The organism is Streptomyces sp. NPDC086549, from assembly GCF_044746205.1.
In the GTDB taxonomy this organism is placed as follows: domain Bacteria; phylum Actinomycetota; class Actinomycetes; order Streptomycetales; family Streptomycetaceae; genus Streptomyces.
The window spans coordinates 24,496-39,115 of record NZ_JBIVBS010000025.1 but is presented as its reverse complement, the minus strand read 5'-3'; the positions used below and the strand labels follow the sequence as shown (position 1 = coordinate 39,115).

Genomic DNA, 14,620 nt, shown 5'->3' with positions numbered 1-14,620 from the left:
GTTCCGCACGTCAGGAGTAGACATGTCTTCCCTCTTCAACCGCCGCCTCAACCTGACTGTCATCCGCGACGTCGACGTCGCCTGCACCCAACTCGAGCAGGCCCTGGCCGACGCCGACCCTGCGCTGGTGCCGGGGCTGCAGCACGCCTTGGACCTGCTTCGTAACCTCCCCTCCTCCGAGGAGGACCTGACGACGGAGTGGGCCCGGGGAGTCCTGGCGGCCGCCGGCGTCGACCCCAAGCACGAGGTGCGCGCCACCAAAGCCCTGCGCGAAGCCAAGCCGGAACTGTCGCTGGGGACCGCAGTGGAAATAGCCAAGAAGGTAGCCCGGTGACCACCTCTCACTCCGCTTCGCAGCAGGTCCGCATTGGCGCGGACCTGCTGCGGCGGAACCGACTTCAACTCGGTTCCGCCCTGATGTTCGCCCTCATCGCCACAGCCGGCACGCTCGCCGTACCACTGCTCGTAAAAGACATCATCAGCTCCTTCGGCCAAGACGAAACGATCACCCGGCCGGTGATCCTCATGGCCGTAGCCGCCCTGGGATCCGCCGGCGCCTCGGCGGCCTCCAGCTACCTGCTCTCCCGCATCGGCGAGTTCATGGTCCTGCGGCTGCGCCAGCGCGTCATGGAGCACAGCCTGCGTCTGCCCGTGAACACGGTCCGGGCGCAGGGGGCGGGCAATCTGGTCGCCCGCGTCACCTCCGACGCCATGCTGCTGCGCGCCGTCATCGACATCGGGGTCGTCCAATTGCCATTGGCCGCCCTCACCGTGATCTTCACCCTCGTCGTCATGGCGGTACTCGACTGGCTGCTGGTACTGATCACCGTGGGCTCCTTCGCCCTCGCCGGTGCGGCGATCGGCTGGGTGCTGATCCGCGTGCGCCGCAACATCGTCGACCAGCAGGACGCCGTGGGCGAGCTCGCCCAGCACTTCACCGCCTACCTCTCGGCCCTCCCCACCATCAAGGCATACCGGTCCGAGGGACGCTCTGCCGGCCGCCTCGGCGACACCGCGCAGCAGCTCACCGGGACCTCCCTGGTCGGAGCCCGCCTGCAGATGTGGATCACCCCCGTGATGCAGCTGGGCCAGCAGGTCGCTCTGGTCGGGGTCATCATCGGCGGCGGAGCCCGCATGGCCAGCGGCGATCTATCCGTCCCCAGCTTCGCGGCCTTCTTGCTCTACCTCCTTCAGCTGGTCTCCCCCGTCACCGTCGTCGCCACGGGTATCGGGCGCCTCCAGGCCGGTCTCGCTGCCCGCGCCCGCTTCAACGACTTCTTCGACCTCGCGCAGGAGACCGACGGCGCCCAGCCCGGTCTCACTGCGCCGCAGCCCCTCCCCGGCACAGCAGCCGTCGCCTTCGAAGGCGTCTCCTTCTCCTACACCGGCATTCCGGTTCTGGACCGCGTCACCTTCACCGCGCCGCGTACCGGTCTGACCGCCCTTGTCGGCCCCTCCGGCGCCGGAAAGTCGACGTGCCTGACGCTCATCGACCGCTTCATGCACGCCGATGACGGAAAGATCAACATACTGGGCCACGCGATCACCGACTGGCCGCTTGAAGAGCTGCGCAGCCGCATCGCCTACGTCGACCAGCAATTCACCCTGCTGGAGGGGACCATCCGCGACAACCTGCAGCTCGGCCGTGCCGAACCGGCCTCCGAAGAGGAGCTGGCCACCGCCCTGGAAGCGGTCGGACTGCTGCAAGACCTCACTTCCTTGCCCGAAGCGCTGGACACGACACTAGGGCGGGAAAACGACCTGTCCGGTGGGCAGCGGCAGCGCCTGGCTCTAGCACGGGCCCTGCTCTCGGACGCCGACATCGTGCTGCTGGACGAGCCCACCTCGCAGATGGACAGCATCAACGAGAAGCGGTTCCGGCGGGTCGTCGACCAGCTGGCGACCACCCGAGCCGTCATAGTTGTGGCCCACCGGCTGTCCACCGTGCAGCATGCCGACCACGTGGTGATGCTGACCAACGGCACCCTCACCGACGCCGGCACCCACCAGACTCTGATGGACCGCTGCTCTCCCTACCAGGACCTGGTCAACAGCCAGCGGACGCAGGCCGCGTGATGGTCGTATGACCGCCGTGCTCTCCTCTCCCGCCCGCGCCGCACGGATGACCGCTGACGTGCTGCGCGGGCGCTCCATCGACTGCCTGCAGTCCGGCACCGTCCAGGTCGTGGACGTCACCGCAGACGGAGCCAGCTGGCCCATCCGTATCCGGTTCACCACCCGTGCCGGCCGCTGGCCCGTTCAGCGCATCTGGGAGACCACCTTCGAGCTGGCCGACGTCACCGACGAAGACGAGCCCGTCACCGATGAGTTCGGTGACGACGACGCACAGGAACTGTCTGCGAACGCCCTCACTCGGCTCCTGGAGTATCTCGCCACCGGTGCCGGAGGCGGCATCCACGAAATCGACGCCTCGCCAGCCTGAACGTATGCCTTGGCGTCGATCAGCTTGTCAGCGCTTGGGCGTAGGGGTCGACGAGGTCGGTTCGGCAAGCAAGGCTGCCATCCCGGAGCCTCAGGGGCGCGACGACTGCACACCGCCGTCTGCAAGGGCCAGCTCACGCTCGCGGCCGCGCAGCAAGCCATCGTCACCGACTGGACCACCGCCCTGGCCACGCTTCACCGCTGGGAGGGCTGGTCGGCTGGGCAAGCCGCCGCGGTCTCCTGCCGCCGGCGCTTGCGATCCCACTGCCGTACCCACTTCCGTGCCCGGCACGAGCGCGGACCGCGTTTCCCCAGCACACCACGGCTTTTCGGTGCCTCGGGACGTCGTCACAGCCCTCTTCTCTCCTCCTCTCACTGACCAAGCTCTGGGAAATAGGTGGGGGTGGGGTGTCAGTGGTGGAGGCGATCATCGGGTTCAGGGCGCGCCTGGTGCCCTCTGCGGCCGGGCGGGGCCGGCGCCTGGCCGGTGGCCGGACGCGGACGACGGGAGGGCGGGGCTGATGGCGGGCAAGCGCAAGACGAACGGAGCGGGATCGACGAACAACCTGCGCGCCGATGTGCTGTGCGTGCTCGGGGTGCTCAAGGCCGCGACGGCGGACCAGATCCAGCGCCTGTCCACGCCGCACCTGACGTACCGGCACACGACGAAGAAGACGCCAGCTGCGCGGAAGGAGGCGCGCACCGCCTCCCATCGCGGCGCGCTCAACGATCTGCGCAGGCACGGCCTGGCCGTCGACGGCGGCCGCACCCGAGGGGGAGAGGAGGTGCGCCTGCGAGAAGCCCCACCGTAAGCGGATGGCCACACTGGCCTGCGTGTTCGACGCCACCCCGGCCCCGCGCCGTCCGCACGACGTGATCGCCCCGCCCGAGGGACGCAGCGGCGAGCGCCCACCGCGTCCCGGGCCGAAGGCCACCCGCAAGTGGCTGACCGCCTCCCTCGTCCACCCACCCGAGCATGTGATCGCCGATGCCTTCGACCAGGGCGAGGCCCGCGACCCGCACCACCGCAGGACCTGGCTCGCGCTCGTCGACGGCGCCCGCCATCAACTCGACCTCCTCAAACAGCAGGCCGCCGACCGACGCATCGACCTGCACGTCCTTCTCGACTTCGTGCACGTGGCGGAGTACTGCTGGGGCGCGGCGCAACGCTTCCACAAGCCCGGCACGGCCGAGGCCGAAGCGTGGGTTGCCGGCCACCTGACCACGATCCTGCACGGTCAGGCCGCCCGCGCCGTCGCCGAGATGACCGGCCAGGCCGACCGCGCACGGCTGGCGGGCAACAAGCGCGAGGGGGTGGACGCCTGCGTCCGCTATCTCACCGGCCACCTCGACCAGCTCCGTTACGACACCGCCCTCGAAAACGGCTGGCCGATCGCCACCGGCGCCATCGAAGGAGCGTGCCGCCACCTGATCGGCGACCGGCTCGAGATCACCGGTGCCCACTGGGGCCTGGACGGTGCCGAAGCCGTCCTCAAACTCCGTGCCCTCGTCGACAACGGCGACTTCGATTCGTACTGGGCGTTTCACCTCGAACGTGAGCACCGACGCCTATACCCCAGCCCTGACCAGCACCGCTACCAACTCACCGCTTGATCAGGAGCTTCCCTGGAAAGGAACTGCACCCATCTGCGACAGGCTCGGCTGAGGATGGAGAGTGCGCATAGAACGGCATCACGGCTGAGACTGACGATCATGGGCGGCGGCTGGTGGTCCGCAGCGGCCACCACCTGCCCCCGGACCGTGGTCACTGCGGCCAGGGTTCGGCGCACCGGTTTGGCCTTGCACCTCACCGGAGGAAACAGAATGTGGGGCTGCCAGCGTCTCGGACGTCAGTTGGCCTCATCGCCGATGGTGTAGGGGTATGTGGTGGTGTAGTCCTCCGCAGGCTTGGCCGTATCCGCGGCGTAGTCGGCTCGTGCCTGCCGGTCCGTTTCACTGATGTCGGGGTGTACAGGAGGCGTCTGGGGGGCCGGCCAGAGCTGGACCAGGTGCCTCTCCCCGTGGTCGCCGATGCCCGGCTCGGGGTCGTCGACGTGGCAGTAAAGGCGCATGCGGACCCAGCCACCGCTGTCGGCAGCCGGTGGCGGCGCCTCAAGGGGCGGCTGCTCTTCGGGCCATGCGTCCCAGAAGTCGCCCTGCCCGATGGTGGCAAGGTAGAGGGTGGGAGCGTCGGCGAGCAGGCTCATCTCCTCCGCCGGTTCCCATGCGCCACCGGGCTCGGGGCCGGGCGGGCTGTCGTGCACCTGAACGGTCATCTGCAAGGGGCCGGTGTCGGTGGTGGGCAGCACGACGGCAATGGCCTCCGTGGCCGGCCCGCAGCGCCACCCGAACGGCATCTCGGGCGGGAAGTCGTAGTCGTCGTCGAAGCCGATGAGGTAGCCGTGTTCGCCGAGGTCGACGGTGAACGTCGCTTCACGGATCAGCATGAGAACCCTCCTTCAACGGAGAGAGTGCCCCGCTCCCGAACACACCGGGATGCGGGGCACCTGTCTGGCGGTGAGTGTAGCGACGCTTAGACGATCACGTAGAAGGGATCGTGGTCCATGACGTGCAACTTGCCCCGCCACGCGGTGATGGTTCCGCCCTGGGCCTTGTTCTCGTTGACCTTCACCCAGGTGATTTCCCGCTGGTTGGCGGCAAGGTGGGTGCCGCCTTCGTAGGTGGAGGCGAAGGGGTACTCGTCGCACGAGGTACGGCCGGCGCGCTGCATGTCCGGCGGTGCGGTACGCGGGCACACCGCCTTCCGGTTCGCGTCCTCCTGCGTCTTGTTGATCATCCAGTGCAGCGGCTTGCCGCCGTAGGGGTCGCCGTAGTGGCCGCCGTTCGCGCGGAGCTTACGGATGCCCTCGTCGATGCGGGCCAGGCCGACCATGCTCACGCCGGTCGGGACTTCCGGGATGGCGCAGCCGGCCCGGCTGGCCCGCCTGCTGCCGTAGTAGTTGTCGCACCGGTAGACGGCCGAGTCGTAGGAGACGGTGCCGGGGGTGTAGCCGGACTTGGTGAAGGTGTAGGTGTACTTGGTCTTCGCCTTCGGGTTGATCTTCTTCGGAGCGATGCTGGTCGTGTAGCCGACGCTGCCGTCCGCCGCACCGCTGCTGAGGATGTGGCCCTGCGAGAAATGGACGGCGGCCTTGGTGCCGCCTCCAGAAGCAGCGGCGATGTCGGCGGCAACACCGCTGCCCGCACGTGTGGTCCGCGCCTTGGAGACGTGGAACTTCTCCGACCAGTTCCCGGAGTTCGCCTTGAGGGTCATCTGGTGCTTGACGTCGAAGTCGACGGTGCCCTCGATGACGGGTTCCCCGTTGATGACCTTGATGACGTCGACGTGGATGGTGACCCACTCGCACTCGCTGAACCGGTTGACCGTGATCTTGTTGATGGTGCAGGTGGCGTTGGATGCCGGACCGGCAGCGAGTCCATTCACCTGGGACTGGGCCGGTCCGATGGTGACACGCAGCCGTCCGGCACTGGGCTGATCGGCCACAGCCGACGGAGCCCCGGCTGTTCCCAGCAGCCCCAGCGTCACGGCCCCCGTTGTGAGCAGCGCTCTCAATTTCAACTTGTACCCCCTGTGTTGATCACGTCCGACAGGGGGCTCAGCAGTCAACTCCCGTACGCCCCCGTCGCGTTGGCTGCATGCAAACACGCACGAAACTCTGATCGCATCCTGTTTTGGTCGTTTTCGGCCAAGGATGGGCAGGGTGGCGCAGGGACAGTGACCGTGGTGACAGCGAGCAGCCAGCACGACAGAACACCCCGGACACACTCAATCCGCTGCAATCAGCCGGGAAACGCCGGTCAGCCGCTCCGGGCGGCGACATGCCTGGTCACAGGCGCGCATGAACCCGACCACGGCAGGCCAGTGCGCTGGCGTACCTCACCGATCGTTGGCGTGTCCGGTGTCCCTCGAGGATGCCATCTGTACGGGGTGCCTCCGCACCGCCATCCGTGCCGTGCCCTTCTTCACGGACGCGGCCGGCCCCGTCTCACCGCGTGCCGCGCGGGCCTAATGCCGGTGTGGACGCCACCGATTTCCCCAACGACCTGGTGCAGACACAGCACGCCTGGAACGCGACCTACGCCGCGCTCGCCACGCCCGCGCAGGCATGCCGGGACGCCCTCTCGGACTGAACCCCATCTTCCGGTACGTCCAGGGGCGGGGTTTTGTGCTGTCCGTGCTCTGACGGTGGGTCAGCGGCTGTTGCTCACTTTCGGGTGACTACGCGCAGCGCGGCGGGGTAGCGCGCCGGAGGCGGACCGGTGTCGGATTGCCGATGCTGGGCGGTGGCTGGGGCTGATGAGACGTCAATCTCGGGCTGCCCGGTGATGCAACAGCGGCCTATTTGATCGAGAGTAGATGGTCGTTGAGGGCTTCGGCGGGTGTCTGCCAACCGAGGCTCTTGCGGGGGCGACTGTTGAGCGTGGCAGCGACCGCCTCGATATCCTCCGGTCGACGGCGGAGCGGATGTTCTCGTCGTGGATCGGCTCGTACGGCAGCCTGCCGGGCGCGGCCGTCGTGCTCCGGGAGCAGGTTGCAGGTGGCGAGCGGGAGGTGGATACCTGGCAGGCTGATACGGGCGCTTGACCAGTCCCGTGACCTGCACTGGCAGGGTGCGTTTATCCCCGTGACGCGTGTGCGAGTCCGGTGCCCCGTAGACGGGACGCGTGCCGGTCGCGGCCCCGGTACCACCCGGCACCGGGACGCTTGCTGTCTGCAGCCAGTTCCGCGCTTCCGCACTGACCTGCCATGGTCGGGGGTTGCGGGCCTTGGGCGGGCCCGTGGTACGGCCGTCCGGCACCCGGGTCGGGGTTCCACACCGGCTGGGCAGGCCGACGAACGGGGGCTTGCCCAGCTCCGGACGGGCTTGCCCGGCCGGCACCGGGCACGGTCTCTTGGCGGGCCCTGTCCGGCCCCGGCGGGTTGCTTCCTTGGTGGGTCCCATAGGGGGCTGGAGGGTTGGGTCGAGCGGTGCACCGAGGGGTGCACCGAGGGTTGCAGCACCCCTCTCGCGCGGGCGCTCGTTTGTGCAGGTGGGGTGCTGTGGGTAAGTGCCTGTGTCACATCCTCTTTCCGCAGGTCAAGGTGTCCTGGAGCTGGATAGTGATCAGGGTTGCCGTTCGGTTGAGCGTCGATGGACGCCGAAGCGAACGGCAGGCGGAGGGAACGTCAGGCAGCTGTGGCGAGGGTAGTTGGGACCGCCTCGGTCCGGCGGTTTCGTCGGGTGAGGCGGCGGGTCATGAGGGTGATGAAGGCCCACTGGATGTGGGCTTCGGCGTGCGACATGAGGCGTTCGTAGTCCCGCGCGTTGCGGCGGGCCCGCATCGTCCACGAATTCGACCGCTCGACCACCCAGCGTTTGGGCAACAAGACGAAGCCCTTGGCGTCTTTGGGCCGGGAGACGACCTTGATGGTGATGCCGAGGCTGGTCTGGGCCCAAGTGCTGAACTCGTCTCCGCCGTATCCGTTGTCCGCCCAGACCAGGACGATTTCAGGGTGCTCGGCGTGAAGGCGGGCCAGCAGGACACGGGCCGCGTCCCGGTCCTGGACGTCGGCCGGCGTGACGAGCAGGTCGACGAGCAGGCCGTCCTGATCAACCAGGAGATGCCGCTTCCGCCCATTTATGTGCTTGTTCGCGTCATAGCCGCGCGTCGCCTTCGATACGGTCTCCGCGCCCTTGACGGACTGCGAGTCCACGATCACCCGGACCGGCCAGGGACACCGCCGACGGTCCAGCCGCAACCGCCGACGGAGCTGGTCGAGGATGTGCCGCAGGACGCCGCCCTTCGCCCAGCGGGCGAAATACCCGAACACCGTGCGCCACGGGATGCCGAAGTCGGCAGGCACCGCGCGCCACTTCGTCCCGTTGTCGGTGATGTAGCGAATGGCATCGACCACGCGCCGACGGGGCCACTTCTCAGGAGCACCGCCCTCGGGTGTCCGGCAGGCGGGGGTGGGCAGGAGCCGTTCCAGGAGCGCCCATTCGAGGTCGCTGGTGTCGGAGGGGTAGCGGTAGCTGGGCAGCGGCATGACGGGATGCCGGGCCGCGACCTGAAGATGGGGCCAACAGCGGGCGGTCGCGGCCCGTCGCCTTCCAGGGGTTCACTCCAGGTTGGCGAGGAGGTGCAGGGTGGACTCGATCGCGCCCATCTGCGCCATGACCGTGCGGATGTAGGGGTCGTCGGGCTTCTTCTTCTGGTGCGGCAGGAGGATCCCGGCGATGAAGTGCTCCACCCGGTGATGGACGGACTCGAAAAACGCCCGCTCGTAGCCGATCCAGACCTCCGGCGCATCCTCCAGCATCCGGTAGCCCCACGTCTTGTCCCAGGTCACCGGCGGAAGCCCCTTCGCCGCAGCCACCATGCGCAGGTGGGCGAGCCCGGTGTGGACCTGCGCACGGGTGCGTTCGGTGGCCGCCATCAGCTGGACGATCGTCAGGCCGGCGGGACGGGCCTCCAACAGGGCGGACAGGACCGCTTCGGCGTGAACGTGAGCGGGAACGCCCCGCCCCATCGCTACTCGCCCGAGCCCTTCAGCAGCTTCTGCAGCTGCTCGTCCAGGTCGACCTCGCCGCGGGTGACCGCGTTCTCGATCCAGTCCGCCGACGCCCTCACCCGTGCCAGGCCCCGCAGGACCGTCTCGCGTTCGGCGTCGTCGTAGGGCTCGCCGCGCAGGTTCGGCACGATCCTTCCGGCGGTGACGGTGAACTGCGTGCAGGCCGCGACCAGGTCCATGAACTGGGTGCTGTGCTCCATGCGGCGCAGCTGGTCCAGCTGCGGGGCGGCTTCCTCCCGCCCGTACTGGACCTGCTGGCGGAACTGGTCGAACTGCGCCTCGTTCACGGCGTGCCTGGCCGTGCCGTCGGCCATCGCCTTCGAGGCGACCGCCGGGCGGCGCAGAAAATCGGTGGCCACCCGCGCGGCCACCTGGTCGTCGGCGGCCAAGTCGTGGATCGCGTCTACCTTCTCCTGGACGCTCTCGGGGGTGTCGACCTTCCAGCCGACGATCCGCTTCGCGCTGTCGTGCGTCCAGCGCGCAGGTCCGCCGCGCGGACTGGGCGGGGGGTTGTCGACCGCCTCGAACCGTTCCTGCTCGTCGGGGATGGAGGCGAGGATCTTGTGGATGGTGTGGGAGACCCCCGTCCGCCGGTGTTCCTTCGGCCAGCGCGAGGCCACCCACCGGTAGTCCCGGACCGTCGAATACGCCAGGCCGACGTCCTCGGCGAACATCCGGATCGCCTCGCTGACCGTGAACAACTCCTCGCTCCCCGACGGGTTGGTGCCCCCATAGGAACGCATCGGCTCGATCTCCATGGCCGCGTCACCGAGCTGCCACTGGACGCTGCTCATCGCCTCGACCCAGTCCCGCCCCAGCTTGACCAGCTCGTCGTAGCGCTGCCGGGTCACACTGCCGACCATCCCGGTCATTCGGACACCACCCCCACGAGGCCCGGGGACAACACCCTCGCGTGCCGTCAACTCGCCCTGGAAGCCCGTCACCTCGCACGATCCGACCGCCTCGCCCGGCAGAGAAGGGCGTACGGCCCCGGCGGCCGAAGCGGCCCCGTCTCCATCGAACGCGCAGGCTCACGCCTCGCCGGAACGCGCGCGCCGCGCGTGCCAGGCCCGTTTGCGGCAGGCGGGAGAGCAGTACACCGCGGAGACTGAATGGTCGACACCGACCGTCCACGCCACTCCGCACTGCGGACACGAGGCCGTCACGCCGGCCTTCACCGCCTCGGTCCGAGCCCTCGCCCGCCGCATCCGCCGCCAGTGCCGCGAACGGCAGGCCGCCTCGCAGAACACCGCCGTCGACTTCGCCGACGGCATCAGCCGACCACCGCACCCCCGGCACAACCGCGGCCCGCAAGCGTCATCCGTGATCACGGTCAGCTTCAGCCGCGGCACCCCGTCCCTGCCCATGCAGCCACCGTACGAAGCAAGAGCAGTCACCGGGAGCCCCACCGTCGAAGTCTTGCTCAGCCGGGACGCGACCTGCCTACATATCCTCAATGATCTGGGCCAATGACTTCCTGAAGGCAGCCGGTTGACCACGACATCACACAGGCCCTAGTCGGCCTGCAGGACGAAGAACAGGAAGCACAGGAAACGCGGCGTGGCCGCGATGACTTCGGGGAACAGCTCGCGGGCTGCTGGATCAGGCTCTGGCTCGCTGATGACCATTATCCGAAAACCGGCACCGGTGAACGCCTCGATCATCGCGTGCAGCGGCCTGTGCCAGATACTCATCAGCGCGGTCTGGCCGCCCATGGTCCACTCTTCGGTCCAGTTGGTGGTGTCGAAATACTTGTAGTCGGCCTCGCGGCCGGCCTGGCGATGCATGAGGTTGATGGCAAAGGGATGGTCGACAGACGCGATCAGCCGACCGCCGGGCTTGAGCACGCGTCGCAGCTCGGCCAGCGCCGGCCCCCAGTCCTCCAGATAGTGCAGCACCAGGGACGCGACTACATCGTCGAACGTGTCGTCGGCGTAGGGAAGCGGGCTGCCCAGGTCGGCCACCTGCAGGTCCGTACCGTCGCCGAGCCGCCGGCGGGCCAGCTCCAGCATCCCGGCACTTGCGTCGAAGCCACTCACCAAGGCACCACGATCGCGTAATGCCGCGGACAGGGGCCCGGAGCCGCAGCCGGCGTCGAGGATCCGCCGGCCGGCTACGTCTCCGGCGAGGGCCAGCATCGCGGGCCGCTCGTAGTGGGCATTGATGAGGTTGGTTTCGTTTTCGGCCGTGTACGCCTCGGCGAAGCTGTTGTAGTCGTTGACCTTCGGCGGATCCACAGTCACCGCGGACGGCGAGGTAGGCCCAGTGGAACTCGCGTGCTCGTGGTGCTCGTTGGAGATCATGGTGCGGGAGACGTGTGCTGCATCAGTTCGGTTCCGGGCCGCTCCCGATCATTCTCACACTTGAAGATCCAACGAGCCGTTCGTTCAAGGTCATGTCATGTCAGCCTCAGGAACAGGCACTCAGGTGCAAATCAGCCTCGATGACGCCCGCGAAGCCCGGCCCGTGGCCGAGCGGGCCGTCGACCGGATCCGTTACCGGTTCGGCCCTGGCGTCATCGGCCCCGCCGCTGTCTACCGGCATGCGTCATGACCCACCCGGACACGCCTGCCCGCAGCGAGGTGCCGTGATGATGCTGGATCCTCCTGGGCTGACGCGGGGCAGTGCGCAGCGGCTGCCGCACTGGCCCTACCTGCGGGCCGTCGACGACGCCCTCACCCGCCGCGGCATCCCGCCGGGCAAGGTCCGCATCGAACGCATCGGCCGCGCGTACGGCGGGCGGACGAACAGGCAGCGGTCGAGCGTGAGGAGTTCGCGGCGCTCTCCAGGCCCAGTGCGACGGCCTGGAGGAGGCCCCCCTGCTCCTGGCGATCGGCAACGCCCGTGCCCGCAAGGATGCCGCCGACCGCGAGATCCGCCTCCTTGTCGCCTACGGCCGCGAGTTCCACGGGGAGCGCCCCTACAAGCTCGAACCCCTCGCCCAGGCCAGCGGCTACACCGTCTCCGGCCTCCGCACCGCCTATACCGACCAGGATGTCGACGCCGTCACCCGGGGCATCGAACGCCAGCCCAACAGCCGCCGCTACCAGACCCGGGAGGACACCGACCGCACATGAACGACCCAGGCTGCACCTGCCCCACCCCGTGGCCCGCCCTGACCACGGTCATCGAGGAACACCGCTACGCCGTCGAACCCGCCCCCGTCCACACCCCAGCGTCCGCTCTCTACCTCGCCCACTGCACCGGCTGCGACGCCCGCTACACCGGGCCATGGAGGCGACTTGGCGCCCCGCCCCGCGCTGCCTGAACGGCCCGGCATCTGCGCCGACTGCGATCGAGCCCCATTTCCGGGTGTGTCCAGCCAACGGCCCTGTCTCACATCCGGTGGTAACGGAGCGTCATGTCTCTGAAGGCCGCCTGCGAGGACCTTCCCGCAGCTTGGGGGAGACGCTCCTGGCCTTCGGGACTATCTCTTTGAAAGCCGCATCCGAGGGCGCTGGTAGCGCGACCAGCAGCTATTACTCTGCGCATCCGACATTACTTGGTGTTACCACCGGTTGTGAGACAGGGCCCAGCCAACCGTACAGACCCCACACGGGCGTTTCCCCTTGAGCGTGGACACCCTGATCATTGGATCGTGATGATCCATAGGACAGGAGTTCCCGTTGGGGACGTCGAAGTACTCGCCTGAGCTCCGGGCCGATGCCGTTGCGCTGTATCACTCGAGCCCGGGTGGGACGTACGCGTCGGTGGCCAAGGACCTGGGCGTCAACCACGAGACACTCCGCACGTGGGTGCGGGATGCCGAGCAGGCCACCCGGCCCGGGGCGGTGGAGGCCACCGCGATGGAGAAGGAGAACCGGCAGCTGCGGGCGCGGGTGAAGGAACTCGAGCTCGAGCGGGAGATCCTGCGGAGGGCCGTGAAGTATTTTGCGGCGGAGACCAGTTGGTGAGCAGCCGCTTCCAGTTCGTCGAGGATCACCGTGGCGCCTTCGACGTCAAGCGGCTGTGCCGGATACTCGCGGTCTCGCGTTGCGGCTTCTACCGGTGGCTGGCCGGCGCGTCCGCGCGGGCCGGCCGGGCGAGGGCGGATGCCGAGCTCGCCGAGCACATCAACCGGATCCATCGGGAATCGGACGGCACCTATGGGGTTCCGCGCCTCACCGCCGAGTTGAAGGAGGCCGGGAAGCCGGTCAATCACAAGCGGGTCGAGCGCGTCATGCGCACGTTCCACATCGTCGGGCTGCACCTGCGCAAGAAGGTCCGCACCACCATTCCCGAGCCGTCGGCGACACCGGTGCCGGACCTGCTCCAGCGGGACTTCACTGCCCAGGAGCCGAACACCAGATACGTGGGAGACAGCGCCTGTCGCCCGGTCGGCAATGGCCAATTCCTTTATCCGGCAACGGTGTTGGCCTGTGCTCGAAACGCCTGACGGGCTGGTCGATCGCCGATCACATGCGGACCTCGCTGGTCACCGACGCGCTCAGGGCCGCAGCGAGGGCCCGTGGCGGGGACGGTCTGCGCGGGGCGATATTTCACAGCGACAACGGGGCGCAAGCAGCGCAGAGGGCTGCGGTATCTCCTGCTTCCCACCCTGCCGACCACCGCCCTGTGCCCCGCGACCAGGGCCTCCGCTGAGATCATCAGCAGCACCGGCAACATCTTCTCGTGCAGTGAGTACCCCCTGGTACCGGAGGCGGAGCGCTCGCTCCCGCTCGCCCACATCGACGACGCGGACCTGCCCGTGTTCCGCCCTGAAGGCCCCTTCGACGACTGGAACGACACGGTCGAGGCCGGAAAGACCTGGTGCCGCTCCTGCCCTCTGCTGCCCACCTGCGGCGGCAGCTGCCCCAAGCTGTGGTCCGAGGGGCAGCCGCCCTGCCCCAGCTACAAGCACAACTTTGAGGGTCGTTTCGACCTTGCCGCAGCGCGCCAGGGAATGACCGTTGCGGCCGAGCCGGTCGCCGCATGAGCATCGCACCAGACGTAGATGAGCGTTCCGCAGTCCCGGGCCGCGAGGGACTCAACCTGCTCGTGGCGGCTTGCGGTGCGGTGAATGTCGTGAACCTGCATCGGTACCTGGTCGCCTTTCGCTCCCTGCCATTCGCCCGCATTCGTGTCGTCCTCACGCCTGCGGCAAGCCGTCTGGTCGTGCCGAGCTCGATAGAATTGTTCTGCGACGAGGTTCTGCTGGACGACGATCCCGCGGTCAAGTTCGACCCGGGACACGTGGCACTCGCGGACTGGGCGGACGAATTCGTCGTCCTGCCGGCCACCGCGAACTTCCTGGCCCGCACGGCGGTCGGGCTGGCCGGAGACCTCATCAACACAGCGCTCCTGGCGTATTCCGGCCGTGCCGTCGTCTTCCCCAGCATGAACACGCGCATGTGGGAGAAACCCAGCGTTCAGCGCAACGTAGCCCAGCTGCGCGCGGACGGGTTCCACGTCATCGAGCCGCCGCGGGTGCCGGGCTACGAGACGTCCACCGGGACGGTCCGGACGCATCCCGGACTGCACACGCCGAACGGATCGTCCAACTCGTCAGCATGCTTCGGACGGCCGATCGGCTCGAGGCGGAGTTAGGGTGACGGGCGTCAACCTGCCTGGAACTGCTACCAGTTCACGACTTCCGGGGGAGCC

General features: G+C 68.3%; 12 protein-coding genes and 3 pseudogenes. 9 read left to right on the top strand and 6 right to left on the bottom strand.

All coding sequences use genetic code 11. The features are described 5' to 3' along the window. Nucleotides 1-22: 22 nt before the first annotated feature. The 4 genes and pseudogenes from ACIPSA_RS45200 to ACIPSA_RS45185 all read left to right on the top strand — a co-directional run. A complete protein-coding gene (locus tag ACIPSA_RS45200) occupies nucleotides 23-334 on the top strand; it encodes a hypothetical protein (protein WP_402646528.1) in 312 nt (103 codons plus the stop codon). Next, nucleotides 331-2,076, top strand: coding sequence for an ABC transporter ATP-binding protein (locus tag ACIPSA_RS45195; RefSeq protein WP_402646526.1), 1,746 nt, complete (start codon nucleotides 331-333; stop codon nucleotides 2,074-2,076). Before ACIPSA_RS45200 ends, ACIPSA_RS45195 begins: the two co-directional genes overlap by 4 nt. A 7-nt stretch (nucleotides 2,077-2,083) precedes the next feature. Then, nucleotides 2,084-2,443 (top strand): hypothetical protein, encoded by a 360-nt coding sequence (locus ACIPSA_RS45190; protein ID WP_402646523.1) that lies wholly within the window; start codon nucleotides 2,084-2,086, stop codon nucleotides 2,441-2,443. 677 nt (nucleotides 2,444-3,120) lie between these two features. Further along, a pseudogene (locus ACIPSA_RS45185) lies at nucleotides 3,121-4,056 on the top strand (ISKra4 family transposase); the annotation flags it as partial. A gap of 236 nt (nucleotides 4,057-4,292) precedes the next feature. Here ACIPSA_RS45185 and ACIPSA_RS45180 read toward each other — a convergent pair. Together ACIPSA_RS45180 and ACIPSA_RS45175 are read right to left on the bottom strand one after the other, a co-directional pair. After that, the gene (locus ACIPSA_RS45180; RefSeq protein WP_402646521.1) at nucleotides 4,293-4,889 is read right to left on the bottom strand and encodes a hypothetical protein; all 597 of its coding nucleotides are present in this window, start codon (nucleotides 4,887-4,889) and stop codon (nucleotides 4,293-4,295) included. An 86-nt stretch (nucleotides 4,890-4,975) separates the two neighbouring features. Continuing rightward, the gene (locus ACIPSA_RS45175; protein WP_402646518.1) at nucleotides 4,976-5,989 is read right to left on the bottom strand and encodes a NucA/NucB deoxyribonuclease domain-containing protein; all 1,014 of its coding nucleotides are present in this window, start codon (nucleotides 5,987-5,989) and stop codon (nucleotides 4,976-4,978) included. Nucleotides 5,990-6,820: 831 nt separating this feature from the next. Here ACIPSA_RS45175 and ACIPSA_RS45170 point away from each other — a divergent pair. Beyond that, nucleotides 6,821-7,048 (top strand): hypothetical protein, encoded by a 228-nt coding sequence (locus tag ACIPSA_RS45170; RefSeq protein ID WP_402646717.1) that lies wholly within the window; start codon nucleotides 6,821-6,823, stop codon nucleotides 7,046-7,048. Nucleotides 7,049-7,681: 633 nt separating this feature from the next. On the opposite strand, the pseudogene ACIPSA_RS45165 reads toward ACIPSA_RS45170, so the two are convergent. The 4 genes and pseudogenes from ACIPSA_RS45165 to ACIPSA_RS45150 all read right to left on the bottom strand — a co-directional run. Next, nucleotides 7,682-8,491: pseudogene (locus ACIPSA_RS45165) on the bottom strand (IS5 family transposase); the annotation flags it as partial. A gap of 72 nt (nucleotides 8,492-8,563) precedes the next feature. Beyond that, nucleotides 8,564-8,881 carry a RacP protein gene (locus tag ACIPSA_RS45160; RefSeq protein ID WP_402646515.1) on the bottom strand — a complete coding sequence of 106 codons (318 nt, stop codon included), beginning with the start codon at nucleotides 8,879-8,881 and terminating at the stop codon, nucleotides 8,564-8,566. A 95-nt stretch (nucleotides 8,882-8,976) separates the two neighbouring features. Then, on the bottom strand, nucleotides 8,977-9,888 hold the full coding sequence (locus tag ACIPSA_RS45155) for a DUF6192 family protein (protein WP_123972639.1): 912 nt from the start codon (nucleotides 9,886-9,888) through the stop codon (nucleotides 8,977-8,979). 642 nt (nucleotides 9,889-10,530) lie between these two features. Further along, the gene (locus ACIPSA_RS45150) at nucleotides 10,531-11,319 is read right to left on the bottom strand and encodes a class I SAM-dependent methyltransferase (RefSeq protein WP_402646511.1); all 789 of its coding nucleotides are present in this window, start codon (nucleotides 11,317-11,319) and stop codon (nucleotides 10,531-10,533) included. Nucleotides 11,320-12,089: 770 nt separating this feature from the next. Between ACIPSA_RS45150 and ACIPSA_RS45145 the strand changes: the two genes are divergently transcribed. From ACIPSA_RS45145 to ACIPSA_RS45130, 4 genes and pseudogenes are all read left to right on the top strand, one after another. Then, complete coding sequence (locus ACIPSA_RS45145) at nucleotides 12,090-12,284, top strand: hypothetical protein (RefSeq protein ID WP_402646509.1); 195 nt, start codon at nucleotides 12,090-12,092, stop codon at nucleotides 12,282-12,284. 358 nt (nucleotides 12,285-12,642) lie between these two features. After that, a pseudogene (locus ACIPSA_RS45140) lies at nucleotides 12,643-13,543 on the top strand (IS3 family transposase); the annotation flags it as partial. Next, nucleotides 13,485-13,952, top strand: a complete 468-nt coding sequence (locus ACIPSA_RS45135) for an SPASM domain-containing protein (protein ID WP_402646506.1) — start codon at nucleotides 13,485-13,487, stop codon at nucleotides 13,950-13,952. The pseudogene ACIPSA_RS45140 and the gene ACIPSA_RS45135, both read left to right, overlap by 59 nt. Then, on the top strand, nucleotides 13,949-14,563 hold the full coding sequence (locus ACIPSA_RS45130) for a flavoprotein (protein WP_402646503.1): 615 nt from the start codon (nucleotides 13,949-13,951) through the stop codon (nucleotides 14,561-14,563). Before ACIPSA_RS45135 ends, ACIPSA_RS45130 begins: the two co-directional genes overlap by 4 nt. Nucleotides 14,564-14,620: the final 57 nt, after the last annotated feature.